This is a genomic window from Mesorhizobium sp. ISC15, assembly GCF_037162615.1.
GTDB classification, from domain to species: domain Bacteria; phylum Pseudomonadota; class Alphaproteobacteria; order Rhizobiales; family Rhizobiaceae; genus Mesorhizobium; species Mesorhizobium mediterraneum.
Map to the genome: position 1 here is coordinate 1,180,400 of NZ_JAVSPX010000001.1, position 23,871 is coordinate 1,204,270.

General features: G+C 62.7%; 26 protein-coding genes. 15 read left to right on the plus strand and 11 right to left on the minus strand.

The features are described from left to right. Window positions 1-101: 101 nt before the first annotated feature. From RPG13_RS05875 to dnaQ, 5 genes are all read left to right on the plus strand, one after another. Entirely contained in the window at window positions 102-923 is an 822-nt protein-coding gene (locus tag RPG13_RS05875) for a pyruvate, water dikinase regulatory protein (RefSeq protein WP_126104257.1), read from the plus strand. Window positions 924-1,120: 197 nt separating this feature from the next. Further along, window positions 1,121-1,720 (plus strand): Maf-like protein, encoded by a 600-nt coding sequence (locus tag RPG13_RS05880; RefSeq protein ID WP_337124571.1) that lies wholly within the window; start codon window positions 1,121-1,123, stop codon window positions 1,718-1,720. Then, window positions 1,713-2,555 (plus strand): shikimate dehydrogenase, encoded by an 843-nt coding sequence (locus RPG13_RS05885; RefSeq protein ID WP_128242751.1) that lies wholly within the window; start codon window positions 1,713-1,715, stop codon window positions 2,553-2,555. The genes RPG13_RS05880 and RPG13_RS05885 overlap by 8 nt, the downstream gene beginning before the upstream one ends. 5 nt (window positions 2,556-2,560) lie before the next feature. Further along, window positions 2,561-3,163 carry a dephospho-CoA kinase gene (gene coaE / locus RPG13_RS05890; protein ID WP_337124572.1) on the plus strand — a complete coding sequence of 201 codons (603 nt, stop codon included), beginning with the start codon at window positions 2,561-2,563 and terminating at the stop codon, window positions 3,161-3,163. Window positions 3,164-3,249: 86 nt separating this feature from the next. Then, window positions 3,250-3,969 carry a DNA polymerase III subunit epsilon gene (gene dnaQ, locus RPG13_RS05895; protein ID WP_337124573.1) on the plus strand — a complete coding sequence of 240 codons (720 nt, stop codon included), beginning with the start codon at window positions 3,250-3,252 and terminating at the stop codon, window positions 3,967-3,969. Between the two features lie 453 nt (window positions 3,970-4,422). Here the strand turns inward: dnaQ and secB are convergent, their stop codons facing one another. Next, a complete protein-coding gene (gene secB / locus RPG13_RS05900) occupies window positions 4,423-4,923 on the minus strand; it encodes a protein-export chaperone SecB (RefSeq protein WP_126104252.1) in 501 nt (166 codons plus the stop codon). Window positions 4,924-5,063: 140 nt separating this feature from the next. Then, a complete protein-coding gene (locus RPG13_RS05905) occupies window positions 5,064-5,564 on the minus strand; it encodes an FxsA family protein (protein WP_337126984.1) in 501 nt (166 codons plus the stop codon). A 199-nt stretch (window positions 5,565-5,763) separates the two neighbouring features. On the opposite strand from RPG13_RS05905, the gene RPG13_RS05910 reads away from it, so the two are divergent. Genes RPG13_RS05910 through RPG13_RS05925 form a run of 4 tightly spaced genes read left to right on the plus strand, consistent with a single transcriptional unit; the run spans window position 5,764 to window position 8,553 of the window. Beyond that, the gene (locus tag RPG13_RS05910) at window positions 5,764-6,468 is read left to right on the plus strand and encodes a Tim44/TimA family putative adaptor protein (protein WP_126104251.1); all 705 of its coding nucleotides are present in this window, start codon (window positions 5,764-5,766) and stop codon (window positions 6,466-6,468) included. A gap of 24 nt (window positions 6,469-6,492) precedes the next feature. Beyond that, entirely contained in the window at window positions 6,493-7,644 is a 1,152-nt protein-coding gene (mltA, locus tag RPG13_RS05915) for a murein transglycosylase A (protein ID WP_337124574.1), read from the plus strand. Next, window positions 7,641-8,174 (plus strand): Smr/MutS family protein, encoded by a 534-nt coding sequence (locus tag RPG13_RS05920; RefSeq protein ID WP_337124575.1) that lies wholly within the window; start codon window positions 7,641-7,643, stop codon window positions 8,172-8,174. Before mltA ends, RPG13_RS05920 begins: the two co-directional genes overlap by 4 nt. Window positions 8,175-8,184: 10 nt before the next feature. Further along, window positions 8,185-8,553, plus strand: coding sequence for a helix-turn-helix domain-containing protein (locus RPG13_RS05925; RefSeq protein WP_337126985.1), 369 nt, complete (start codon window positions 8,185-8,187; stop codon window positions 8,551-8,553). Between the two features lie 7 nt (window positions 8,554-8,560). Here the strand turns inward: RPG13_RS05925 and RPG13_RS05930 are convergent, their stop codons facing one another. The 3 genes from RPG13_RS05930 to RPG13_RS05940 form a co-directional block, all read right to left on the minus strand. Next, a complete protein-coding gene (locus RPG13_RS05930) occupies window positions 8,561-9,178 on the minus strand; it encodes a transglutaminase-like cysteine peptidase (RefSeq protein ID WP_095484772.1) in 618 nt (205 codons plus the stop codon). A 171-nt stretch (window positions 9,179-9,349) separates the two neighbouring features. After that, on the minus strand, window positions 9,350-10,627 hold the full coding sequence (locus RPG13_RS05935; RefSeq protein ID WP_095484771.1) for a polyhydroxyalkanoate depolymerase: 1,278 nt from the start codon (window positions 10,625-10,627) through the stop codon (window positions 9,350-9,352). A 234-nt stretch (window positions 10,628-10,861) separates the two neighbouring features. Further along, the gene (locus RPG13_RS05940) at window positions 10,862-11,221 is read right to left on the minus strand and encodes a septal ring lytic transglycosylase RlpA family protein (RefSeq protein ID WP_095484770.1); all 360 of its coding nucleotides are present in this window, start codon (window positions 11,219-11,221) and stop codon (window positions 10,862-10,864) included. Window positions 11,222-11,524: 303 nt separating this feature from the next. Here RPG13_RS05940 and RPG13_RS05945 point away from each other — a divergent pair, with 303 nt between their 5' ends. Then, complete coding sequence (locus tag RPG13_RS05945) at window positions 11,525-11,710, plus strand: hypothetical protein (protein ID WP_337124576.1); 186 nt, start codon at window positions 11,525-11,527, stop codon at window positions 11,708-11,710. A 102-nt stretch (window positions 11,711-11,812) separates the two neighbouring features. On the opposite strand, the gene RPG13_RS05950 is transcribed toward RPG13_RS05945, so the two are convergent. The 4 genes from RPG13_RS05950 to tauA form a co-directional block, all read right to left on the minus strand. After that, window positions 11,813-12,001, minus strand: a complete 189-nt coding sequence (locus tag RPG13_RS05950) for a hypothetical protein (RefSeq protein WP_095485103.1) — start codon at window positions 11,999-12,001, stop codon at window positions 11,813-11,815. Between the two features lie 17 nt (window positions 12,002-12,018). After that, window positions 12,019-12,891 (minus strand): ABC transporter permease subunit, encoded by an 873-nt coding sequence (locus RPG13_RS05955; protein WP_337124577.1) that lies wholly within the window; start codon window positions 12,889-12,891, stop codon window positions 12,019-12,021. Continuing rightward, window positions 12,888-13,655 (minus strand): taurine ABC transporter ATP-binding protein, encoded by a 768-nt coding sequence (locus tag RPG13_RS05960; protein WP_095484767.1) that lies wholly within the window; start codon window positions 13,653-13,655, stop codon window positions 12,888-12,890. The genes RPG13_RS05955 and RPG13_RS05960 overlap by 4 nt, the downstream gene beginning before the upstream one ends. 112 nt (window positions 13,656-13,767) lie before the next feature. Continuing rightward, on the minus strand, window positions 13,768-14,781 hold the full coding sequence (tauA, locus tag RPG13_RS05965; protein WP_337124578.1) for a taurine ABC transporter substrate-binding protein: 1,014 nt from the start codon (window positions 14,779-14,781) through the stop codon (window positions 13,768-13,770). A 634-nt stretch (window positions 14,782-15,415) separates the two neighbouring features. On the opposite strand from tauA, the gene RPG13_RS05970 reads away from it, so the two are divergent. The 4 genes from RPG13_RS05970 (at window position 15,416) to RPG13_RS05985 (ending at window position 20,207) form a co-directional block, all read left to right on the plus strand. Beyond that, complete coding sequence (locus RPG13_RS05970; RefSeq protein ID WP_095484765.1) at window positions 15,416-15,868, plus strand: RrF2 family transcriptional regulator; 453 nt, start codon at window positions 15,416-15,418, stop codon at window positions 15,866-15,868. A gap of 61 nt (window positions 15,869-15,929) precedes the next feature. Beyond that, on the plus strand, window positions 15,930-17,279 hold the full coding sequence (locus tag RPG13_RS05975; RefSeq protein WP_095484764.1) for an FAD/NAD(P)-binding protein: 1,350 nt from the start codon (window positions 15,930-15,932) through the stop codon (window positions 17,277-17,279). Window positions 17,280-17,604: 325 nt separating this feature from the next. Next, window positions 17,605-19,029 carry a pyridoxal-phosphate dependent enzyme gene (locus RPG13_RS05980; protein ID WP_095484762.1) on the plus strand — a complete coding sequence of 475 codons (1,425 nt, stop codon included), beginning with the start codon at window positions 17,605-17,607 and terminating at the stop codon, window positions 19,027-19,029. Beyond that, the gene (locus RPG13_RS05985; protein WP_337124579.1) at window positions 19,026-20,207 is read left to right on the plus strand and encodes a cystathionine gamma-synthase; all 1,182 of its coding nucleotides are present in this window, start codon (window positions 19,026-19,028) and stop codon (window positions 20,205-20,207) included. The genes RPG13_RS05980 and RPG13_RS05985 overlap by 4 nt, the downstream gene beginning before the upstream one ends. A 551-nt stretch (window positions 20,208-20,758) precedes the next feature. Here RPG13_RS05985 and RPG13_RS05990 read toward each other — a convergent pair. After that, window positions 20,759-21,784, minus strand: a complete 1,026-nt coding sequence (locus RPG13_RS05990) for a hypothetical protein (protein ID WP_164897526.1) — start codon at window positions 21,782-21,784, stop codon at window positions 20,759-20,761. Between the two features lie 90 nt (window positions 21,785-21,874). After that, window positions 21,875-22,411 (minus strand): hypothetical protein, encoded by a 537-nt coding sequence (locus RPG13_RS05995; protein WP_128285123.1) that lies wholly within the window; start codon window positions 22,409-22,411, stop codon window positions 21,875-21,877. A gap of 193 nt (window positions 22,412-22,604) precedes the next feature. Here RPG13_RS05995 and RPG13_RS06000 point away from each other — a divergent pair, with 193 nt between their 5' ends. After that, the gene (locus tag RPG13_RS06000) at window positions 22,605-23,582 is read left to right on the plus strand and encodes a GlxA family transcriptional regulator (protein WP_337124580.1); all 978 of its coding nucleotides are present in this window, start codon (window positions 22,605-22,607) and stop codon (window positions 23,580-23,582) included. Window positions 23,583-23,871: the final 289 nt, after the last annotated feature.

The following is a 23,871-nucleotide window of genomic DNA, read 5'->3' on the forward strand; positions in this document are numbered from 1 at the left end:
TCGAATTGTGGACAAACTGGCATCTGATACAGTCGCCCCAAACCGACCGATCTTTCCGACCGACCTTATCCACATCGGCCCACAGCTTGGAACGAACCCCTGTGAACAAACCCCAGAGCTTCTTTCACCTCCACCTGATTTCCGATGCCACCGGTGAAACGCTGCTGGCGGCCGGGCGCGCGGCTTCCGCGCAATATAAGGATGCGCGTGCCATCGAGCATATCTATCCGCTCATCCGCACCGAGAAGCAGGTGACGAAAGTGTTCGAGGACATCGAGGAGGAGCCGGGCATCATCCTCTATACGGTTGTCGACCAGAAACTCGCCCGCGGCATCGACGAACGCTGCGCCGCCATGGGCCTGCCTTGCGTCTCCGTGCTGGAACCGGTGCTGACCGTGTTCCAGTCCTATCTCGGCACGCCGGCCGGCCGCCGCGTCGGCGCCCAGCATGTGCTGGACGCCGAATATTTTCGCCGGATCGACGCGCTCAACTTCACCATGGAGCATGATGACGGCCAGCTGCCGGCCAATATGGACGACGCCGACATCGTGCTCGTCGGCATTTCGCGCACGTCGAAGACGCCGACCAGCATCTATCTCGCCAATCGCGGCATCAAGACCGCCAACATCCCGATCGTGCTCGGCGTGCCGGTGCCGGAAAGCCTGGTCAGCGCCACGAAGCCGCTGATCGTCGGGTTGATTGCCACCGCCGAGCGAATCTCGCAGGTCCGCCAGAACCGCATCCTCGGCAACACCAGCGCCTATGAGCCGACCGACTATGTCGACCGCGCCGCGATCTCCGAGGAACTCGCCTACGCCCGCCAGATCTGCACCCGGCATGGCTGGCCGATGATCGACGTCAGCCGTCGCTCGATCGAGGAGACGGCGGCGGCCATCGTTGCCCTGCGGGGAAAGACACGGTAGGGTTCGGGCGCTTGTGCTGTGGGCGGTCCTTTCCTTCTCCCCTTGTGGGAGAAGGTGGCCGAGCGAAGCTCGGTCGGATGAGGGGTGTTCCAGCTTGGCACCGACAGCAGTCCTTCCAACACCCCTCAACCGTCTTGGCGCTGCGCGCCAATCCACCTTCTCCCACAAGGGGAGAAGGAAAGACCGGGCGAAAAACCATGACCGAAAAAATCATCCTCGCCTCGGGAAGTCCGTTCCGCAAGACTATGCTCGTCAATGCCGGCATCGCCATCGAGGCGGTTCCGGCGGAAGTCGATGAGCGCGCGCTTGAGGCTCCGCTAAAAGACAGCGGCGTCTCGCCCGAGGACGTCGCCCTGGTGCTCGCCGAGGCCAAGGCCACCGAAGTCAGCGAGAGAAGGCCCGGCGCCCTGGTGCTTGGCTGCGACCAGACGCTGTCGCTCGGCGACGAAGTGTTCCACAAGCCGGCCGACATGGAAGCTGCGCGCCGTCATCTTTTGGCGCTGTCGGGCAGGACCCATCAGCTCAACAGCGCCGTGGTGCTGGCCCGCGATGGCGCGGTTCTGTGGCGGCATGTCGGCATCGCCAGCCTGACCATGCGAAAGCTCGATCCGGCATTCATCGGCCGCCATCTAGCGCGGGTCGGCGCCAAGGCGCTGTCCAGCGTCGGCGCCTACCAGATCGAAGGCGAGGGCATCCAGCTGTTCGAGAGAATAGAGGGCGACTATTTCACCATTGTCGGCCTGCCGCTTCTGCCCGTTCTGGCCAAGCTGCGTGAGCTCGGAGCCATCGATGGCTGAGGCCGCGAAAAAGGCCTTCGTCACCGGCCACCCGGTCGCGCATTCGCGGTCGCCGAAGATCCATGGCTACTGGCTGGCGAAATACGGCATCGACGGCAGCTACCGGGCCATCGACGTCGCGCCGGACGATTTTGCCGAATTCGTCAAAACACTCGAGACGAATGGCTACCGCGGCGGCAACGTCACCATCCCGCACAAGGAGGCCGCCTTCGCGCTGGCGGCGCGCCGCGACGATGCGGCCGAGCAAATCGGCGCGGTCAACACGCTGTGGTTCGAGGGCGGAGATCTTTGGGGCGGCAACACCGACGCCCATGGCTTTGCCGCCAATCTGGACGAGCATGCGCCCGGCTGGGCAAATAATGGCCCGGCCGTGGTGCTCGGCGCCGGCGGCGCCTCCCGCGCGGTCATCCACGCGCTGATTGAGCGCGGCATCAGTGACATCCGCGTCGTCAACCGGACGCTCGCCCGAGCCGAGGAACTGCGCCACCGTTTCGGCGCCAGGGTCTCGGCCCATGGCATGGCTGCGACCGGCGAGCTGCTTGCCGATGCCGGCCTGCTGGTCAACACGTCAGCGCTCGGCATGCATGGCAATGAAGGCCTGTCCGCCGATCCGGCCAGGCTGCCGGACCATGCCATCGTCACCGACATTGTCTATGTGCCGCTGGCAACGCCGTTGCTGGCCGCAGCCAAAGCGCGGGGCCTCAAAACCGTCGACGGGCTCGGCATGCTGCTGCACCAGGCGGTGCCCGGCTTCGAGCGCTGGTTCGGGATCAGGCCGGAGGTCACTGCCGAATTGCGCCGGATGATCGTCGCCGATCTCGGCGCCAAGGAGTAAAAGGCATGATCGTGCTCGGCCTCACCGGATCGATCGGCATGGGCAAGTCGACCACGGCGAAGATGTTTGCCGAGGCCGGCGTGCCAGTCCACGATTCGGACGAAGCGGTGCATCGCCTCTACGCCGGCAAGGCGGCTCCGCTGGTGGAGGCGGCTTTTCCCGGAACCACCGGATCAGGGTCGGTCGATCGCACAAAGCTGGCCGAGCGGGTGCTTGGCGATGCGGCTGCGCTGAAACGGCTGGAAGCGATCATCCATCCGCTGGTCCGCGCCGACGCCGACGCCTTCCTGGCCAGGAACCGTGCCGCCGGCGCCCCGCTTGTCGTTCTCGATATCCCGCTGCTGTTCGAAACCGGCGGCCGAGACCGCGTCGACAAGGTCGTGGTCGTCACCGCCTCGGCCGAAATCCAGCGCGCCCAGGTGCTGGCGCGGCCGGGCATGAGCGAGGAGAAACTGGCGTCGATCCTGGCCAGGCAGGTTCCCGACGCCGAAAAGCGCAAGCGCGCCGATTTCGTCATCGACACCGGACAGGGTTTTGATGCGGCGCGCGCGGCGGTCAATGCGATCGTCGCCGAACTGGCCGGGGATAAGGTCGGCAAGCCTGCTTAACGACGCTTGCATCCGGCGTAATATGTTGCCAATTTGTTCCCATCATGATTCGGCTGGAGTGACGCCGGAGCCAACGGATTGTTTAGATGCGCGAGATCATCTTCGATACGGAAACCACCGGTCTCGATTTCCGCGATGACCGCGTCATCGAGCTCGGCTGCATCGAACTGGTCAATCGTTTCCCGACCGGCCGCACCTTCCACCACTACATCAATCCGCAGGGACGACCGATTCATGCGGAGGCGCAGGCCGTTCATGGCATCAGCGCCGCCGATCTCACGGGCAAGCCGACTTTCAGCGACATCGCCGAGGAGTTTCTTGCCTTCATCGACGGCGCCAAGCTGGTCGCCCACAATGCCACTTTCGACATCGCTTTCCTCAATGTCGAATTTGGCCGGCTCGGCCATCCGGTCGTTGACCCCGGGCTTGTCGTCGACACGCTGGCGCTGGCGCGCCGCAAGCATCCGATGGGACCGAATTCACTGGACGCCCTGTGCCGGCGTTACGGTATCGACAATGCCCGTCGCACCAAACACGGCGCGCTGCTCGATTCGGAATTGCTGGCTGAGGTCTATATCGAGCTCATCGGCGGCAAGCAGGCGGCGCTGATCCTCGACAGTGCCACGGCGCCGGCTAGCGGCAGGAGAAATGTCGACGATATCGACATCAGCATCGGCGTGCGGCCGATAGCGCTGCCGTCTCGCCTGACCGACGCAGAGCGCACCGCGCACGCGAGCATGGTCGGCACCTTAGGCGAAAAGGCGCTCTGGCTGCGCGTCGCCCCGGAAGCGAGTTCCGCGGCATAGTGATTTTGACGGGGGCGATTGGCAGTGAGCGTCGATTGTTCGCTTCAGTGGCCAATCTCAGTGGCAGATCGCAACCTTTGAGATTAGCCGAAACACCCCTCCCTTCGTCATCCCAGGGCGGAGCAGGAGCGAAGCGACGTCGCGGAGACCCTGGGATCCATGCCGTTACATCAGCCGAAGAGTGCAGCGGCTCTCAGGATCAGCCGACCTGTAGTGTTCCTTCGCGCCCCCCTCTGTCCTGCCGGACATCTCCCCCAGGAGGGGGGAGATTGGCAGTTTCGGCGCTCCGCTCATCCCTGCAACGTTGGTGATTGGCGAAAGCCGGCGTGAGATCCAATCTCCCCCCTTGTGGGGGAGATGTCCGGCAGGGCAGAGGGGGGCGCTGTCCCGCCGACTTCCCTACAAAAAAGCCCGGCGCGAGGCCGGGCTTCTTAAACGCTACCGAGATAGCCTTCAGCTCGCCTTGACCTTGCCGGCGGCCTGGTCCTCGGCCAACTTCTGCTGGAACATCTGGGCGAAATCGATCGGGTCGAGCATCAAGGGCGGGAAGCCGCCATTGCGCGTCGCCTCGGCGATGATCTGCCTGGCGAACGGGAACAACAGCCGCGGACATTCGATGAACAGCAGCGGCAGCATATGCTCCTGCGGGAAACCGCTGATGGCGAAAACGCCGCCATAGACCAGCTCGACATTGAACAGCACTTCCTTATCGAAGGACGCCTTGGCGTTCAGCGTCAGATTGACGTCGAACTGCTTGTCCGAAAGCGGGTTGGCGTTGACATTGACGTTGATGGCGATGCCGGGGGCCTTGTCGCGGCCGCGCAGCGAATTCGGCGCGCCGGGGCTTTCGAAGGAAAGGTCCTTCACATATTGGGCGAGCACGTTGAGCGAAGGCTGCGTCACGTCACCGTTGCCATTGGCCGCGCCGGTCGGCGCGTCGTCTTTGCTGGCCATAAGCTGTTGTCCTTTTGCCTGGGCAGCGTTGCTGACCGGATTGAAATCGGGCGTTCGCTACCATGGTCGGCATGACAAGACAAGGTTTGCCGGGCATTCGTTCCGGAGGCGTTTGCCGACCTAGTCGTCCTTGAGGCGACCTAGTCGTCCTTGAGGCGGCGCCAGGGAGAAGTGTGATCCGGTCCACGCCCGTGATCGTCGCCGCGCGAATAGTCGCCGTCGTCGAGATCGATGGTCTTGTCGCGTTGTCGGGCGCGGAATCCGCCGGTGCCGAAATTGGTCGCCAGCACGAGGCGGCCTTTCAGCAGGCGCCAGGCAAGGTCACGGACCGGCGGCAGGAACAGCAGAATGCCGAAAATGTCTGTTATGAAACCGGGAAGGATGAGCAGGATCGCCGCCAGAACGACCATCGCGCCGTGCGCGAGCTGGCGGCTTGGGTCACGTCCGGCGTCCATTTCAGCACGGACCCGGCTCATGACGCCAAAACCCTGGTATCGCAGCAACAGCGCGCCGGCGATGCTCGAGGCCAGCACCAGGCCGACCGTCGCCAATGCGCCGACCTGACGGCCAACAACGACGAAACCAGCGATCTCCAGCAGCGGAAGCGCGAGAATGAACAGGGGAAGCAGCGAAATACGCAAATCTTGACCGATCGTTTCCATGTTTTGCCGGCCGGCGAGCAATCGCCGCTGGCACTGGAGCTTGTAGATAGGTATGCCTGCCTTTAATTTGAATGATGGCACCTTGCGTTCTATATGCTTTGAATGTTGAACGCTATGCGACCGCAGCCATTGCTAGGCCGGGCGGTCCGGCCGGAGTAGGGATTGATTGGCGGAAGATATGGGATTCTTCGACTTCGGCACGATTTTCTTTCTGGTTGCGGCGGTTGTGATCTTTTTCCAGCTGCGCAACGTGCTCGGCCGCCGCACCGGCAGCGAACGCCCGCCCTTCGATCCCTATACGGCGAGCCGGACGCGCGAGGACGCCGCCCAGAAACCCGAGAATGTGGTCTCGCTGCCGCGCAAGCGGGCGCCGGGAGAGCCGGCCATCGACGCCTATGCGGCGATCGACGCCTTCGCCAAGCCTGACACCGATCTCAACAGGGGCCTGCGCACGATCAAGGACAATGATCCGGCATTCGACCCCAAGACCTTCGTCGACGGCGCCAAGATGGCCTATGAGATGATCGTCATGGCCTACGCCGATGGCGACCGCAAGACGCTGAAGAACTTGTTGTCGCGCGAGGTCTATGACGGCTTTGTCGCGGCCATCGGCGACCGTGAGGCGAAATCGGAAAAGATCCAGTCGTCCTTCGTCGGCATCGACAAGGCCGACATCGTCTCCGCCGAGATGAAGGGCGGCGAGGCGCATATCACGCTGCGCATCGTCAGCGAGCTGATTTCGGCGACGCGCGACAAGGCCGGCGCCGTCATCGACGGCGATCCCGAGACCGTCGCCGAGGTCAAGGACGTCTGGACATTCGCCCGCGACACGCGCTCGCGCGACCCGAACTGGAAGCTGGTCGCCACCGAAGAAGAAGACTGAGCCCGGACCACGGCGGGGTCTGTCGTGTCGCTTTCTCAGGCGTTCCGCGAAAAATCCTTTGACGATCTGCCCGGCTGGGACGAGGACGACCATCTGTCTGCGTTCGCGGCTTTCCGGCGTTCGGCTTTTCATGTCCTGACAAAACCCTATCGCTCCGGCGGGCTCGGCGTCGACTTCAACGCCTTCACCGACGCCTACGCTGCGGCCCGCACCGTTCCGCCAACCGACCGGGCGCAAGCCCGCGCCTTCTTCGAGCGTCATTTCATCCCGGCGCACATAAGGGCCGAAAGCGGCGGCGCCGGCCTCGTCACCGGCTTCTATGAACCCGTGGTCGACGCCTCACCGATGCGAACCGAGCGCTTTACGGTGCCGCTGCTGTCGCGCCCGGCCGATCTCGTCGACATCGACGACGCCAACCGGCCGCCCGGCATCGACCTTTATCTCGCCTTCGGCCGCGAGACGCCGAACGGACCGGTCGAGTACTTCGACCGCGGCGAGATCGAGCGCGGCGCGCTTGCTGGCGAAGGTTTGGCCGGCAAAAGCCTGGCCGGCAAGGGGTTGGAAATCGCCTGGCTCGCCGACAAGGTCGACGCCTTCTTCATCCATGTGCAGGGTTCTGCGCGGCTCACCATGACCGACGGCCGGCTTTGCCGCGTCACCTATGCCGCCAAATCCGGCCAGCGCTTTACCGGACCGGGCAAGATCCTGAGTGAGCTAGGCGAAATCCCGCTGCAAGCGGTGACCATGCAGTCGATCCGTGCCTGGTTCAAGGCGCATCCGGATCGCATCGACGAGATCCTGTGGCGCAACCGCTCCTATATTTTTTTCCGCGAGATTTCCCTCAGCGAGGCGGGGGTCGACGACCCGGAACTCGGGCCGATCGCTGCCGCAAAGGTGCCGCTGACGCCGGGCCGCTCCGTCGCCGTCGACCGGCTGCTCCATACGTTCGGCACGCCGTTCTACATCGACGCGCCGTCGCTGACCGCTTTCGATAAAAAGCCGTTCCGGCGGCTGATGATAGCGCAGGACACCGGCTCGGCCATCACCGGGCCGGCCCGTGGCGACCTGTTCGCCGGAACGGGCGACGCGGCCGGCGAGATCGCCGGTGTCGTCCGCAATCCTGCCGATTTCTACGCGCTGATACCGCGTCCGCTTGTTCCGGGGGCGGGGCGATGACCCGGCGTATCGACAGGCTGAGCGAGGACGACCGGGTGCTGTGGAACCTGGTGGCGCGAACGGCCAAGCCGCTGAAGGGCAGGACCGCCATCGACATCCCGGATATCGGCCCGGACAACGGTGATGACACGAAGCCACCGCCGCGTGCCCAGGCCATGGCTCCGGCCGCGGCGGCGAAAGCAAAGACGCAGCACGTTTCACATGCGCTCGACGAACCGACGCTGGAAAAACTGTCGAAGGGCCGGCTGCCTATCGAAGGCCGCGTCGATCTGCATGGCCTGATCCAGGACGAGGCCTATTCGCTATTGTTTTCCTTTCTGCACCGGGCGCATGCCGGCGGCATCCGCTATGTGCTGGTCATCACCGGCAAAGGCTCCTCGTCGGGCGGCGACGGCGTCTTGCGGCGCGCCGTGCCGGCCTGGCTGTCGACACCCGCATTCAGGCCGCTCGTCTCCAGCCACGACCATGCCGCCCGCAACCATGGCGGCTCCGGCGCGCTCTATGTCCGCCTGCGGCGGGCGCGCCTATGAGGACGAACTTGTGACCCCGTTCGGCGAAAAGCTTCGCGCGTTGCGAAGCGAGCGCGGCGTCAGTCAAAAGGCCATGGCCGAGGCGATCGGCGTCAGCGCCGCCTATTTGTCGGCGCTGGAGCATGGCCGTCGCGGCGCGCCGACCTGGACGGTGATCCAGAAGATCATCGGCTATTTCAATGTCATATGGGACGATGCGGAAGAACTCGCGCGGCTGGCCGAGACCTCGCACCCGCGGGTGAAGCTCGACACGTCAGGCCTAAGCCCCGCTGCCACCGAGCTTGCCAATCTGCTGGCCGAGAACATCGAAAAACTCGACGAAGCCGAGCTTCGCCGCATCACCGCATCGATCCGCGCCGCTTTGAAGCAGCCGAAGTGATCGCCTGCTACTGGACCGCGCCGACCAGAACTTGCTGGCCATCACGGATCGAGACCCAGCGGCCGGTATTGTCGATCGCCTGCCGCTTGAGGAAGCGGTAGCCGGTCCGGTCCCACGCGCGGACCTTTCCGTCCAGATTGTCGAGGATGTAGTCGCCCTTGCTCGTGCGCACCGTCAGCACTGCATGGCCCTCGCCGTCGGGCTTGCGCACCACGGTCATCAGAAGATCGGCGTAAGACACGCCCATGCGGTTCAATTCGCGGCGCTTCTCCAGGACATAGTCCTCACAGTCGCCGACACCCTTGGCCGGATAGGCCCAGACCTCGTCCTTGCCGTAGATGTCGAAGTCGCTTATCGGCTTGACGGCGGCGTTGACCCTGGCGTTGACGCTGAGCATCTTGCGCCAGAGCGAGCCGGTCATGGTGGCGGGGGCGAGATTGCCCGGGCGGATCGAGCATTCGGCCGGATTGGTCTTGCAGAAATCGTAATGGCCGATCGGCTGCGATGTCGGGCCGCCGGTTGCCATTGGTCCGGCCGCCGAAGCCGCCGTCGACCAGCCTGCCGCAAGTGCCAGCCCTGCGAGTGCGCACACGCGCACCTTTCTCGCCATTGGTGAGGAAATCATTGTCCCCCTCGTCCCTTGTTGTTAACGAAACGTTAAGGGCGATTCACAGTCCCGTCAATTATACGAACGGCCAGATTTGCGACATGGTTACCGGCACGGCCGAAAACGCGGCTATTGTGCAACAGGTAGATTTGAGCGGCTGCTACCATCCGGGCCTCATAAGGTGCATTCTTACTTTTTGGCGGTGCGGACCAGCTTCGGCTTCACTGCAACGCGGGTCTGGCGGCCATAGCTGGTGATGAAGTCGACGATGCGCGGCACGATTTCGGAGCGGAAGCGCGAGCCGTTGAAGACGCCGTAATGGCCGACCGCCGGCTGCATGTAGTGAGCGTGCCTGTCCGCGGGGATGTTGACGCAGAGGTCGTGTGCGGCCTGGGTCTGGCCGAGGCCGGAAATGTCGTCGTTCTCGCCCTCGACGGTGAACAGGGCGACATTGCGGATCGCTGAGGGATCGATGGCCACGCCGCGATGCGTCATTTCGCCCTTGGGCAGAGCGTGGCGGACAAACACGGTGTCGACGGTCTGCAGGTAGAACTCCGCCGTCAGATCCATCACCGCCATATATTCGTCGTAAAAGTCGCGGTGCTTCTCGGCATTGTCGCCATCATGCTTCACCAGATGCATGAAGAAGTCCTTGTGGGCGATGATGTGGCGGTCGAGATTCATGCTCATGAAGCCCGAAAGCTGCAGGAAGCCGGGATAGACCTCCCGGCCGAAGCCCGGCACCGGCCACGGCGCCTGCATGACGACGTTGTCGCGGAACCAGTCGATGCCCTTTTCCTCGGCCAGAAGATTGACCGCGGTCGGATTGCGGCGGGTGTCGATCGGCCCGCCCATCAGCGTCATTGTCGAAGGAACGAACGGGTCGCCGCGCGTTTCCATCAGCGCCACCGCCGCCAGCACCGGCACCGAAGGCTGGCATACCGCCATGACATGGGTATCGGGGCCTAGCGCGTGCAGCATGTCTATGATGTAGTCGATGTAGTCGTCGAGGTCGAAGCTGCCATCGCTGAGCGGCACCATGCGGGCGTCCACCCAGTCGGTGATGTGCACGTCGGCATGGGGCAGCATCGCCTCGACCGTGCCGCGCAGCAGCGTCGCATAATGGCCCGACATCGGCGCCACTATCAGCAGCTTCGGATCGGGCCGGCGGCCGGCGGGAACCGCCCGCTCGAAGCGGAGCAGATTGCAGAACGGCCGCGACCACACCGTCTTTTCGGTGACGTCGACGCTTTTCCAGTCGACCACGGTTTTGGTCAGGCCGAATTGCGGCTTGCTGTAGCGGCGCGTCGTGCGCTCGAACAATTCGGCCGTTGCCGCGACCGAGCGGCCCCAGGACGTGTGCGTGAATGGATTCAGCGGATTGGTGTAGAGCATCCGCACCGCATCGGCATAGAGGCGGGCTGGTTGCACGGCGGCGTGGTTCAATTCGTAGAACTGGTAGAACATCGAGAACCCCGCTGCTGCGACCGAAGGGACGACAGCAGTGCCGAGCCTTGAATCTCTCGCGGGGAAGTTAACAACAAACTGCTGCGATGCAATACGTCATGTGCCGTGATTTATGCTCATACTTTCGTTTAAGGTGTTGAAATCCGGCTTTGAACGGCGGGAGCCGGCTTATTGTGCGACTGCGAAGGCGTAACGAGGCAAGGCGTGTCCGGCGCTGGCCGGACACAAGAAGCATCACACGCGGTCGGTGCACACGGAAGTATGGCCCGAACTGATGAAGCCGAGCCGCCTGGCGGCGCCCTTCGACAGGTCGATCACGCGCCCCTTGATGAACGGGCCACGGTCGTTGATGCGCACGACGACGCTGCGGCCATTGTTGCGGTTGGTGACCTTCAGCTTGGTGCCAAAAGGCAAGGTGCGGTGCGCCGCGGTCAGCGCCGACGGGTTCATCCGCTCGCCCGAAGCGGTCTTCGAGTGCAGCGCGTACCAGGAGGCGCGGCCGCATTGAGCGGCGGCAGGGGAGGTGGATGCGCCGACCATGAGGCCAGCCGCGATCGTCGCCGCGACAAGCGCAGTCTGTTTGTTTTTGTTCATGTTTGGGAATGTCTCCGTTGACAGACCCAAGCCGTTGGAGGCGAATAAGGCAGGAAATGCGGCAAAGGCCCGGCAGTTCCGTGGCAGCGGCACACGTTTGGAGTCGGCGCGAAACAGTCTGTCAGAGTTTTCTGCTGGCTGGTTGCGAGTCTTCGATGATCTTCGCGCTGATCTTCGAGATGTCGTCATCAAGATCAGACGTTAAGATGCAAGGTCAGGTGAGCGCGATAGGGTCGCTTCCTTTCGCTCTTGCATCACGGTCATGGCGCAATTGACGATCGACTTGGGAAGGAAATTCCGGCGATGAGATTGATCAAGAATCTGCTGGCGTTGTTGGTGCTCGCCATTGGTGCGCTCTGGTCGCTGCAAGGCATCGGCCTCGTCGACGGCAGCTTCATGACCGGCCAGTCGCAATGGCTCTATATCGGCATCGTCGCCATGCTGGTCGGGCTGGTGGGATTGGTGTGGGCGAACCGTTCGCGCGGTTGACCCAATGCATGGCGTTCAGAGCAAGCCTTGGGCTTGGACCGGGGTGCGCAGCGGTTTGTTGCAGGGACCAGACCAGATGGCGCGGGAGCCGGGTCGCGCTATTCACTGTGACCAATACTGCCAGGCCCAGTAGAAGCTTTCGTCGCGCGGCGGCAGGCGGCTGCGCCCGGCGTCCAATTGGACGGGGACTGGCGATCTGGGCTCGTCCTCGGCCGCCTGACTGTCCCTGGCCTGGATCAGGCGAAGCCGGCTGCCAAGAAAGGCAAACAGCGTTGCGGTGGAATGGTCCATCACTGTCTCTCCTTTGTTCACTCCCGTCCTGCCCATGGAACGAGCGCGCGCTCGAGCCTGCGAATGATGAATTCGAGCACGAAGGCGATGGCAGCGATCACCAGGATGCCCATCACCACCACGTCGGTGACGAGGAACTGGGCGGCCGACTGGATCATGAAGCCAAGCCCGCGCGTCGCCGCCACCAGCTCGGCGGCGACCAAGGTCGACCAGCCGGCGCCAAGCGCGATGCGCAGGCCGGTCAGGATCGAGGGCAGGGCGCTGGGCAGGATCACATGCCGTATGACCTGCGCCCGCGTCCCGCCAAGCGAACGGGCCGCGTTGACGCGTTCCTGCGAGACGCCGCGAACGCCCGAAGCCGTCGACAGCGCGACCGGCGCCAGCATGGCGATGGCGATCACCAGGATCTTTGACGGCTCGCCGATGCCGAACCAGATGATGACCAGCGGCAGATAGGCGAGCGGCGGGATCGGCCGCAGGAATTCCAGCAGCGGATCGAAGATACCGCGACCTATCACGCTGGTGCCGATGGCCAACCCGACGGGGACGCCGACGATGACGGCCGCGACCAGCGCCGCGAACACGCGGCCCAGGCTGGCGACGATATGCTGGACGAGCGTCGCGTCCACAAAACCGTCGCGGACGACGGCAATGAATTTGATCCAGACGGCGGCAGGCGACGGTAGAAAGACCGGCGACACAAGTTGCAGGCGAGCCGACAGCGCCCATGCCGCCAGCACCGCCAGAATGGTGACAGCGCTGACCACGCGCGCCGAAACCCGGCCCCGTTTTGGCCGCGGCCGCGACCACGGCACCGACAAGGCGTCGGTCTCGTCGGCCTTGGCGCCGGTATTGGCAATTGGCCGTTCCGTGTAGGAGGAGACGGTCATGCCGCCTCTCCCTCGAAGATCGCGTCGGTCAGCTCGCCGCGGGACGCCGCGAAGGCCGGATCGGCCTTGATGGCGCGGATGGGCTCGCCGGCCGCATAGCGCCGGCTGAAGCCGGTTTCGAACGTCCGCACCACCCGGCCCGGCCCGGGCGCCAGCACCACGATGCGGGTGGCGAGCACCAGCGCTTCCTCTATGCCATGCGTGACCATCAGCACGCCGACATGGCTTGCGGTCCACAGATCGAGCAGCGTCGTCTGCATGCGCTCGCGCGTCAGCGCGTCGAGCGCGCCCAGCGGCTCGTCGAGCAGCAGGAATTGCGGTTCGGCGGCGAGTGCCCGGGCCAGCCCGACGCGCTGGCGCATGCCGCCGGAAAGCTCCCAGATATGCTTGTCGCCGGCGCCGTCGAGCTTCACCAGCCTGAGCAGCTCGTCGGCGCGCCGTGTCCGCTCAGCTGGCAGTGCGCCGCGCAGCCTGAGAGCAAAGGCGACATTCTCCCGTGCGGTCAGCCACGGAAACAGCGCGTCGTTCTGGAACACGACGGCCCGGTCCGAGCCGGGCGCGGTGATCGGCCTGCCGCCGATCGTGGCGCTGCCGCGCACCGGCTCGACCAGGCCGGCGGCAACATTGAGCAGCGAGGTCTTGCCGCAGCCGGAGCGGCCGACCAGAACGACGAAGTCGTGCTTGGCGACATCGATCGACACGCGCTCGACGGCCGGCTGGCCGTCATAATGGACAGAGACTTTGTCGAGCACGAGATGCGTCATGTGGCCTCGCAGAATCTTTGAGAGAATCCGCCTGCCCCGAAGCCGCTCCTCGTCAGCGGTTCGGGGCAGACAGCACGCGGCGTCAGGGAAGGAGAACCGCGCGCGTTTGGCGTCAGTTCGAAGCCAGCGCCTCGCTGACATATTTCGACGATATGTATTTCGAGTAATCCGGCAGCACGGCGTCGACCTTGCCCTGCTCCTTGAGGAAGGCCGATGTCGCCTCCACAGCCTTGACCGTGCCGCCGCCGAGGAACTTGTCCGAGGCCTGCTCTCCGAGCGTCGGGAAGACATAGCCCTTGAGCAGCAGCGGCACGTCGTCCAGCTTGGCGCCGGTGAGCTTGGCGATCTTTGCCGCTTGTGGCGACGACACCGACCATGCGTCCGGCTTGGCCAGGAACTCGGCGTAGGCCGCACCCGTCACCTTGACGAAGTCGCGCACCGCTTCCGGATTCTTCTCGGCGAAATCGGTGCGCACGATCCAGGCGTCGAAGGTCGGCGCGCCCCAGGCGGCGACCTGTGAGGAGTCCACCACAACCTTGCCGGACGTCTTGATCTGGCCGAGCGCCGGATCCCAGACATAGGCCGCGTCGATGTCGCCGCGCGCCCAGGCCGCCGCGATCTCCGGCGGCCTGAGATTGAGGATTTCGACCGACTTCGGATCGACGCCCTCATGCTTCAGCGCGGCAAGCAGGCTGTAATGCGTCGTCGAGACGAAAGGCACGGCCACTTTCTTGCCGGCGAGGTCGGCGACCTTTTCGATGCTGGCGCCGTTACGGGCGACAAGGGCCTCGGATTCGCCGATCAGGCCGACGATGAAAATGGTCTGGATCGGAAGCTCACGGCTGGCCGCGGCAGCCAGCGGGCTCGACCCGACATAGCCGATGTCGACCGAACCGGAAGCGACGGCGGCGATCACATCGGCGCCGGAGTCGAATTTCCGCCAGTCGATGGCCGCCTTGGTCGTGCTCTCGTAGACGCCGTCTGCCTGCGGCACTTTCGAGGGCTCGACCACCGTCTGGTAGCCGATGGTGATCTTGAGGTCTTGCGCCTGGGCCGGGCCGAGGAAGGCGGCGCCCGCAAAGGCTGCCGACGACAGGAGAACGATGCGTCGTGAAATGGTGGACATGAAAGGCTCCTTGAAAAGAGAAAACCGGACTGGCCTGCATAGTCAGCTATTTCTATCGTTCTTGTAGAGTTAAATCCTTCCAGCGGCGGCGGGGTTGGTGGAAAAAAGCTGTCGGCGACGGGCTGGCGAGCGGATAGAGCGGCTGCGGCGGGGTCGTTGCTACAGGTGGCACTAAAACCTTGGAGCTTGGTCGAAGCCATTACGGTGCTGGGTGCGACCGGCAGTAATCGGGGTGAACTTCAATTCCCGATCCAGCGCCAGTCCGGTAAATCCATACTTCAAACAAGCGATAAATTGGAACCTCCTTCCCTGTCTTCGCGAGTAACTATAGTATTCTTATCGACTTAGGGAGTTGACGAGATGAGCGACCATACCCACCGTGCTCCGGCGATCGCTCGTGGCATCGGCCCACATGCTCCGATGCATGCGAGCCGTGTTTCTGTGTCCTCGGCGTCACAAGCCTGGCCCAAAATCGCTGCCACGGCTTGAAAACCAAGCAAAATCAACAGCAACTGGCTTGTATATTATGATTAGAAATTATGTGTCATACAAGCTTGGCCGCGGTGGGGACCCACGCCAGGCGTTTCACAACCGGTGGCCCTGCGCCATCGCACGACAGAGAAACGTTCGGTCTATGCTCACAAAAAAGGGCAAGTACGGCCTCAAGGCGCTCGTGCATCTTGCACGGCTGCCGGTTGGACAGCTCGCCTTCGTCGGCGATATCGCCACCGGAAACAACATTCCGAAGAAGTTTCTCGACGCCATCCTCGGCGAATTGCGCAATGCCGGTTTCGTCCAGAGCCGCAAGGGCAAGGAGGGCGGCTATCGCTTGGCGCGGCCGGCGGATGAAATCAAGATCGGCCATGTCGTGCGCGTGCTCGACGGGCCGCTGGCCCCCATTCCCTGCGCCAGCCGCACCCGGTATCAGCGCTGTGAAGACTGTAACGAGGCGACATGCCAAGTCCGACACCTGATGCTGGAGGTCCGGCAAGCGATCGCCGAGGTGCTGGATCAGCGCAGCCTCGCCGAGATGCGCGATATCGCCAGCGACGAAGACCTTTCGGTTGCGTTGGAAATCCAGGCCTGAGCCAACAAAGCCTGAACCAGCAACGCTGGAACCATTGGCTCCTGAGGCAATTGGTGCGCGCATGACCAGTCGCGCAAATTCGATCATCCCAAATTCGATCATTATCGTCGGTGGCGGCGCCAGCGGCGTCGTCCTTGCCGCGCATCTGTTGAAGTCGCCCAATCCCGATCTCCGCGTCACGCTGATCGAAAAGCGCCCGCATTTCGGCCAGGGCATCGCCTATTCCACGCTGCTGTCGGCGCATGTGCTGAATGTCAGCGCGGCCGGCATGAGCGCCTATGCCGACGACCCCGGCAATTTCTGGCGCTGGCTGCTCGAACGCGGCCTGGCAACCCCGGAGCAGGCGCCGGTCTACGCGCCGCGCAGTGTCTATGCCCGCTATCTGAAGGAGCTGCTGGACGAGCTTGAGGCCCGCGAGACGGGGCGCCTTCGCCTGATCCGCGAGGAGAGCCTGTCGATCTCGCCGACCGCATCCGGGGTCGAGGTGGCGCTGGCCAACGGCACCAGCGTCGTCGCCCACCTTGCCGTGCTGGCGACCGGACATGACGAGGAGCCGGGCGCCGGCCAGGGCCACGCGATCAGGATGGGATCGGAAGCCGACACCGCGCTGGACCCCGAGGCCCGAGTCCTGGTGCTGGGCACTGGCTTGAGCATGGTCGATGCGTTCCTGTCGCTCGAACAGCGCGGCCATCGCGGCGATATCGTCGCGGTGTCACGGCGCGGCCTGCTGCCTTCGCCGCACCGCAAGGGCAACCCGATCAAGCTCGACGTTGCCGATATTCCGCTCGGCACCCAGCTCTCCTATTTCGTCGGGTGGTTCCGCGACCTGATCCGGGAAAACCAGAAAGCCGGCATCGACTGGCGCGATGTCGTCGATGGTCTGAGGCCCTTCAACCAGAAAATCTGGCAGAACTGGCCGTCCTCGGCCAAGCGCCGCTTTGTCGAGCACACCAAGGCATGGTGGGACATCCACCGCCATCGCATGGCGCCGGAAGTCTACGGCCGTGTCACCGAGGCGGTTCAAAAGGGACGCATCCGGCTTGTCGCCGGGCGCGTCGTCGACATCACGGCGGGCGACGAATTCACAGTGCAGGTCCAGTCCCGCCACACGCAGCGTCTCGAAACGTTCGAAATCGCCCGCATCTACGATTGCAGCGGCATCGCCAGGGACATCTCGACCACCTCGAACAGCGTGGTGCGGTCGCTGGTCGACCGCGGGCTGGCCCGGCCGGATCCGCTGCGCCTTGGCCTCGACGTATCAGACAATTGCGAGGTCATCGCCGGCGACGGCACTGTATCGGCCAAGATACTGGCGGTCGGGCCACTGACACGCGGCACCTTCTTCGAGATCGACGCCATTCCAGATATTCGCGTCCAATGCGCGCGGCTGGGGAAGCGGTTGCTGGGTTAGGGCTGTGGGTCGGCGCTCTACGGCGCCCCCCTTTGTCCTGCCGGACATCTCCCCCACAAGAGGGAGATCGGCAGCTTCGCTGACCGCGCCGGCGAAACCCATTGCGACATCCAATCTCCCCTCGTGGGGGAGATGGCCGGCAGGCCAGAGGGGGGCGCTGTCCCGCAGCCTTTTGCGAGCGGCCCACATGTCCAGCCGTGGAATCCCATTCCTCGTCTGGCCAATGGATTGGCACGATCTATCTTCTTTCAGACTGCAAACGGCTGGAAAAGAGGATAGGCTGACAGCCTGCCCAAGGCGGTCGCTTGACCATGGAGCATCTGATATGAGCAAGCATAAGATCGTGGCACGGGACGATGAACTGTCCCGCCTGCGTCCGCCCTATGCATCGGTTCTCGATCTGATCGGGCAGACGCCGGTCGTCGAGCTGACCAAATTCGATATCGGCAAGTGCCGGCTGTTCATCAAGCTTGAAAGCCAGAATCCCGGCGGCTCGATCAAGGACCGCATCGCGCTGTCGATGATTGCCGCCGCCGAAAAACAGGGCAAGCTGAAGCGCGGGGGCACCATCGTCGAGGCGACCGCCGGCAACACCGGTCTCGGCCTCGCGCAGGTCGGCATCCCCAAGGGCTACCGCATCATCCTCGTCGTGCCCGACAAGATGTCGCGCGAGAAAATCCAGCATCTGCGCGCGCTCGGCGCCGAAGTGCGCATGACCCGTTCCGATGTCGGCAAGGGTCACGCGGAATACTATCAGGACATGGCCGAAAAGATCGCCGCCGAGCTGCCCGGCGCCTTCTATGCCAACCAGTTCGCCAATCCCGCCAATCCGCTGGCCCACGAAACCACGACCGGCCCGGAAATCTTTCAACAGCTCGATGGTGACGTCGATGCGGTGGTCGTCGGAGTCGGCTCGGGCGGCACGCTGACCGGGCTTGGCCGCTATTTCGCTGAGGTCTCGCCGAAAACCGAGATGATTCTCGCCGATCCCGTCGGCTCGGTGCTGGCGCCGCTGATCAAGACCGGCAAGATGACAGAGGCCGGAAGCTGGACCGTGGAAGGCATCGGCGAGGATTTCGTCCCGCCCAATGCCGATCTGTCGCTGGTCAAAAAGGCCTACTCGATCACCGACAAGCAGAGCATGCTGGCGGTGCGCGACCTGCTTTCCAGGGAAGGCATCCTCGCCGGCTCGTCGTCCGGCACGCTGCTTTCGACCGCCCTTCGCTATTGCCGCGAGCAGACCGTGCCGAAGCGCGTCGTCACCTTCGTCTGCGACAGCGGCAACAAATATCTGTCGAAAGTGTTCGACGATTTCTGGCTGGCCGAGCAGGGCCTTGCCGAGCAGGAGCAGCATGGCGATCTGCGCGATCTGGTGATGCGCTCGCACCGCACCGGCGACACCGTGTTTGTCGGCCCCGACGAAAGCCTGCTCAACGCCTATGGCCGCATGCGCCGTTCGGATGTCTCGCAATTGCCGGTGCTGGATGAGGGCAAGCTCGTCGGTATCGTCGACGAAAGCGATATCCTCGCCCACGTCGAAGGCCCCTATGACAGCCGCTGGGACCGCTTCAAAGCCCCTGTGCGCACGGCGATGACCTCCACCCTGCACACGCTGCAGGCCAGCCAGACGCTCGACGCGCTGCTGCCGGTCTTCGATCGCAACGAGGTCGCCATCGTCTTCGACGGCGACGAGTTCATCGGGCTGATAACCCGCATCGACCTGATCAACCATCTGAGGCGCGCCCGATGACCATCAAAGCAACCGTATCGGGCAGGAACCGTCTGGCCTTCTCGACGCGCACGATCCATGGCGGCCAGAGCCACGACCCGACGACCGGCGCGGTGATGGTGCCGATCTATGCGACCTCGACCTATGGCCAGCAGAGCCCGGGCGTGCACAAGGGCTTTGAATATGCGCGCAGCCAGAATCCGACCCGCTTCGCCTTCGAGCGCGCGGTGGCCGACCTCGAAAGCGGCACAGCCGCCTTCGCCTTCGCTTCGGGGCTGGCGGCTATCGCCACCATTTTCGAGCTGCTCGATTCCGGCGCGCATGTCGTCGCCACCGACGACATCTATGGCGGCACTTTCCGGCTGCTGGAGCGGGTGCGCAAACGCTCGGCAAACCTGCAGGTGGACTTCGTCGACTTCACCGATCTTGCGGCGGTCGAGGCGGCGATCCGCCCGGAAACCAAAATGCTCTGGGTCGAGACGCCGACCAACCCGCTGCTGCGTGTCGTCGACCTCGAAGCGGTGGCCGCACTGGCCAAGCGCAGGGGCGTGCTCTCGGTCGCCGACAACACCTTTTGCAGCCCCTATCTGCAACGGCCGCTGGAACTCGGCATCGACATATCAGTCCACTCGACGACCAAATACCTCAATGGCCATTCCGACATGGTCGGCGGCGTCGCCGTGGTCGGCGACAACAAGGATCTCGCCGACCAGCTGAAGTTTCTGCAGAACGCCATCGGCGCCATATCCGGGCCGTTCGACAGCTTTCTGGCGCTGCGCGGTCTCAAGACGCTGGCGCTGAGGATGGAGCGCCATTCGTCGAACGGCCAGAAGATCGCGCACTGGCTGGAAAGCCGCCCCGACATACGCCGCGTCATCTATCCCGGTCTCCCGAGCCACCCGCAGCACGCCATCGCGAGGAGACAGATGCATGCCTTCGGCGGCATGATCACGGTCGAGCTCGACCGCGACCTCGCCGGCACAAAACGCTTCCTCGAACACACGCAGCTGTTCACCCTGGCCGAAAGCCTCGGCGGCGTCGAAAGCCTGATCGAGCACCCGGCGCTGATGACACACGGCTCGATCCCGGCGCAAAAGCGCGCGGAAATCGGGATTTCCGATTCGCTGGTGCGGCTGTCGGCAGGTATCGAGGATGGCGACGATTTGATTGCGGATTTGGATCAGGCGCTGGCGAGTTGAGCGGGAATCCATGCCGAGGCGGCTGGTATCATCTCGAAGTTCTGGCTGGGGCCAAGACGATATTTGCTAAGTGATCGGAAGAGAAAAAACGTTGGCGGCGTTGGACTACAGGAGCCGCTCCCCTTTAATCCGCCGTGCCGAATGGGCGGCGAGGGCTTGTTTCTAGTAGGTCCCTCTCCTCTCCCACAATTTAAAAAATGGTTCAGGCACTACCGTTTCAGGGTCCCTGTTAAATTCGGCACTGTGCGGCGAGCCATCTTCCAGAAACCAATCCTTGCCCTCAGATTTCAAATTGGCAAGGTAGGCCCACAAAGACTTTGCTGGATATATCCGGTATAAACCTCGCTGGAAGCGAACGTCTCCTTGATCTAACACGCGGCTTACAAGGCTCAACCGAATTGTCGATTGCGGGCTGTTTATATCCAACCTTTCCAACAAATAGACATGCATCTGGAAATTGGAGATCCCATCGCGCAACCGTGGCATCGACTACTCGCTCCCTAGAGGCACCAAGACGCGAGCCCAGGTTCGCATTGTCTTCCTTCTCAGGACTAGCCTAGGCAGTTCCATTGGCCTCCAACATTTATTAGATACCCGACGCGAACCTTTTGGATGGCTCTCTGATTTTCCGGAATTATGCCAACTCCGATCGGAATATTTCCAAACGGAGCGTGGTTTTTGCCTGCAAGATGCAGGAGCATCGTTTCCGTGACACCCGTCAAGCTGTCGACCCATGCTGACATAAACGCGGTCAGATCGGTCTCATCTATCGGAGTCTTGGGGTGCACCACCTTGATCGACGGCCGCGTAACCGTCCCATTTAAACTGAGGCAAAAATCCGTTGCTATGACCCGCTGATCATCTTTGCGGTGTTCGACACAATGGCGGGTGTTGCGAACTTGATGCGCAAACTTCGCCAACTCCCTAGCAAAAACCGTTGTGACGTCATTCTCGCCAAACTCCTTAGTTAGGACTGAAGTCAAACTATCCGGCCATTTTCCCGCAGCTTTCATTTGCGGACCGTAAAAAACCTCTGCGAGGCGATAAATCGCTTGGAGGGCGTGCTCCGCTTTTTGAATGAAAGTGTTCGCTAGAGTTTCGACCTCCGTCACCGCGGGCAATCGTGTGGAATCCTTGGAGGAGTTCACCTCTGCGATTTGCCTCGCCTCATCAGTTTCGAGCTGGGACAAGATTTTCTGTGCCGCTAAGAGCTGGGTCATGATGTCGGCGGAGGTCGAAATGCCGAAGTCTCTTGTCTTGGGGTCCGGAAAATGGGTTTTTGAAAAAAGCCGACCAGCCGAAAGTAGGGTCCGGGCTACGATATCGGACTCGGAACCGGCATCAGCAAACAATTGCTGGGTGTTGGGGAGGTCAATGTTCGTGCGATCGGGATCAAGTTGATCCGCCAATCTGATCGAATGTACGGAATGTTCCTTGATAAGAAACATCGAATCCGTGGTCACGACCATATCAGTGAGTTTTCCGTCGCCGTCGTGACCAATGGTCATCGAAAAGGCTGACTCACGCTTCCGGTCGATTGGGCGTTTCAAGACTTTGTCTATTGGAGGTTTGCTCATAGTCTCGAATGTCGTGCGTATCTGGTGCCTGAAAAGTTGCCGATGCTACGAAATCGCAATTAGAAGCGTGCGCCTTATTCCCCGCTCATCCTACTGCGAAAATATACCGGCCTTTTGAGCCTGCATTACGGCCTCATAGCGCCTTGAAATCTCGTTCAGTGGCAAAACTTGGCTATCGTCGAAACAGTCCTCCCATGCCGCAGCCCATTGATAAAATGTCGACTTGGCGCGATCCCCCTCCTCGTTCCGAATATGAGTGCGTAAACGCGCATCCTCACCAGCGCCGTTGTAGGTCAGAAACAAAGCGTCCATGAAACTGGAATACGATTCAAAAAATTTGTCATCAAGAAGGTAGCGGTAAATATATACTAGGTGATCCAAGTTTCTTTTTGTATCGATTATCTCATGGGGAGAGAATTTTTTCCAATCCCCAATCCAGCGATAATAGCAAAATAACCTATTTATTTGAGGGGAAATCCTGTCATAGATTTCTATCCTTTTCTCCACTAGCTTTCTGCTAGCCCATTGTTTTTGTTCGATCTCCTTGAGTGTCCGGCTAATTCTCCAACCTAGAATAGCAACGACGATCGGCGTAAGCGCCGAGATAACAAGTTTCGCAATTTCCATCTGCTTCCCCCGCTCCCCTCGGGGGGAACAAACTACATTGTGCACAAATGCTCAAGCTCCACCTCCAACAGTCTCGCCGCCTACGCTTTTGGCGTGAACGATCACCTGATTGATGGAAGGATGGCGGTTCCAGTTGACCCCGACTGTATTCGGCAGAATTGTACGCTCCATCCAGTTGCCGGCGAGCACACCCATGACCACCCCCACGCGCGACCCACTGAAACCCACCGACGCTCCCCTCACCTTTGCCATCCTGGTCTTCCCCGGCTTTCCGATGATGGCGTTCAGCTCGGTCATCGAGCCGTTGCGTGCGGCCAATGTGCTGGCCAAGCGGGATTGCTATCGCTGGATCATCGTCGGCGCTGCCGCAGGTCCGGTCGAGGCCTCGAACGGCGTCGTCATCCAGCCCGGCTTTTTCGCCGGTGATGCGCCGAAGGTCGATCGCATTGTCGTCTGCTCGGGCGGAAATGCCGATCATCTCGTCGCCGACGATGCGGTGAGCTGGATCCGCAAAAGCCTGCGCGGCGGCGCCCATATCGGCGCGGTGGCGGATGCCGCCTTCTTCCTGGCGCGGGCCGGCCTGCTCGACGGCCATGCCTGCACCTTGCATTGGACAAGCCAGGCCGCCTTCACCGAGGCGTTTCCGGATATCGAGCTGAGGCGCGATCTCTACGTCATCGACCGCAAGCGCTTCACCTCGGCCGGCGGCGTCGGCAGCCTCGACATGATGCTGGAGATCATCACCAACGACTATGGCGCCGAGCTCGCGGCCGGCGTCGCCGAATGGTTCGTGCACAGTCCGCTGCGCTCCAGCGTCGACCGCAAGCTGATGCCGCTGCGCTTGCGCACCGGCGTCCAGAACGAGCTGGTGCTGTCGGCCATCGCCATCATGGAGGATGCGGTGGAGGAGCGCCTAGGCATGGCGGCGCTGGCGGAAAAGCTCGGCGTCTCCTCCGACAAGCTCGAGCGGAACTTCCGCTCCGAGCTCAGCATCTCGCCCAACGGCTATTACCGCCGCCTGCGGCTGAAGCGCGCCGCCGATCTCTTGGCGCATTCGACGCTGATGGTGCGCGACGTGGCGCTCGCCTGCGGCTTCGCCTCGATGTCGAGTTTTGCGCGGGCATTTCGGGAGGAGCATGGGCACGCGCCGAAGGTGGCGCGCAGGCGCTAGGTCCTCTCGGACGTTGGCGGGACAGCGCCCCCCTCTGCCCTGCCGGGCATCTCCCCCTCAAGGGGGGAGATTGGCAGCTTCGATGCTCCGCGCCTCCTGCGACGGTCGAAATTCGCGAAAGCGGCGATGACGGCCGATCTCCCCCCTTGAGGGGGAGATGTCCGGCAGGACAGAGGGGGGCGCCGTAGAGCGCTACGGACGACTTCAAGCGGCATCCGGCACAACACCTGCGGGATTCCGCACAGCCTCTGCGCAAGGCATGGCTCATCTTCCCCGTTTCCAGGAGGCA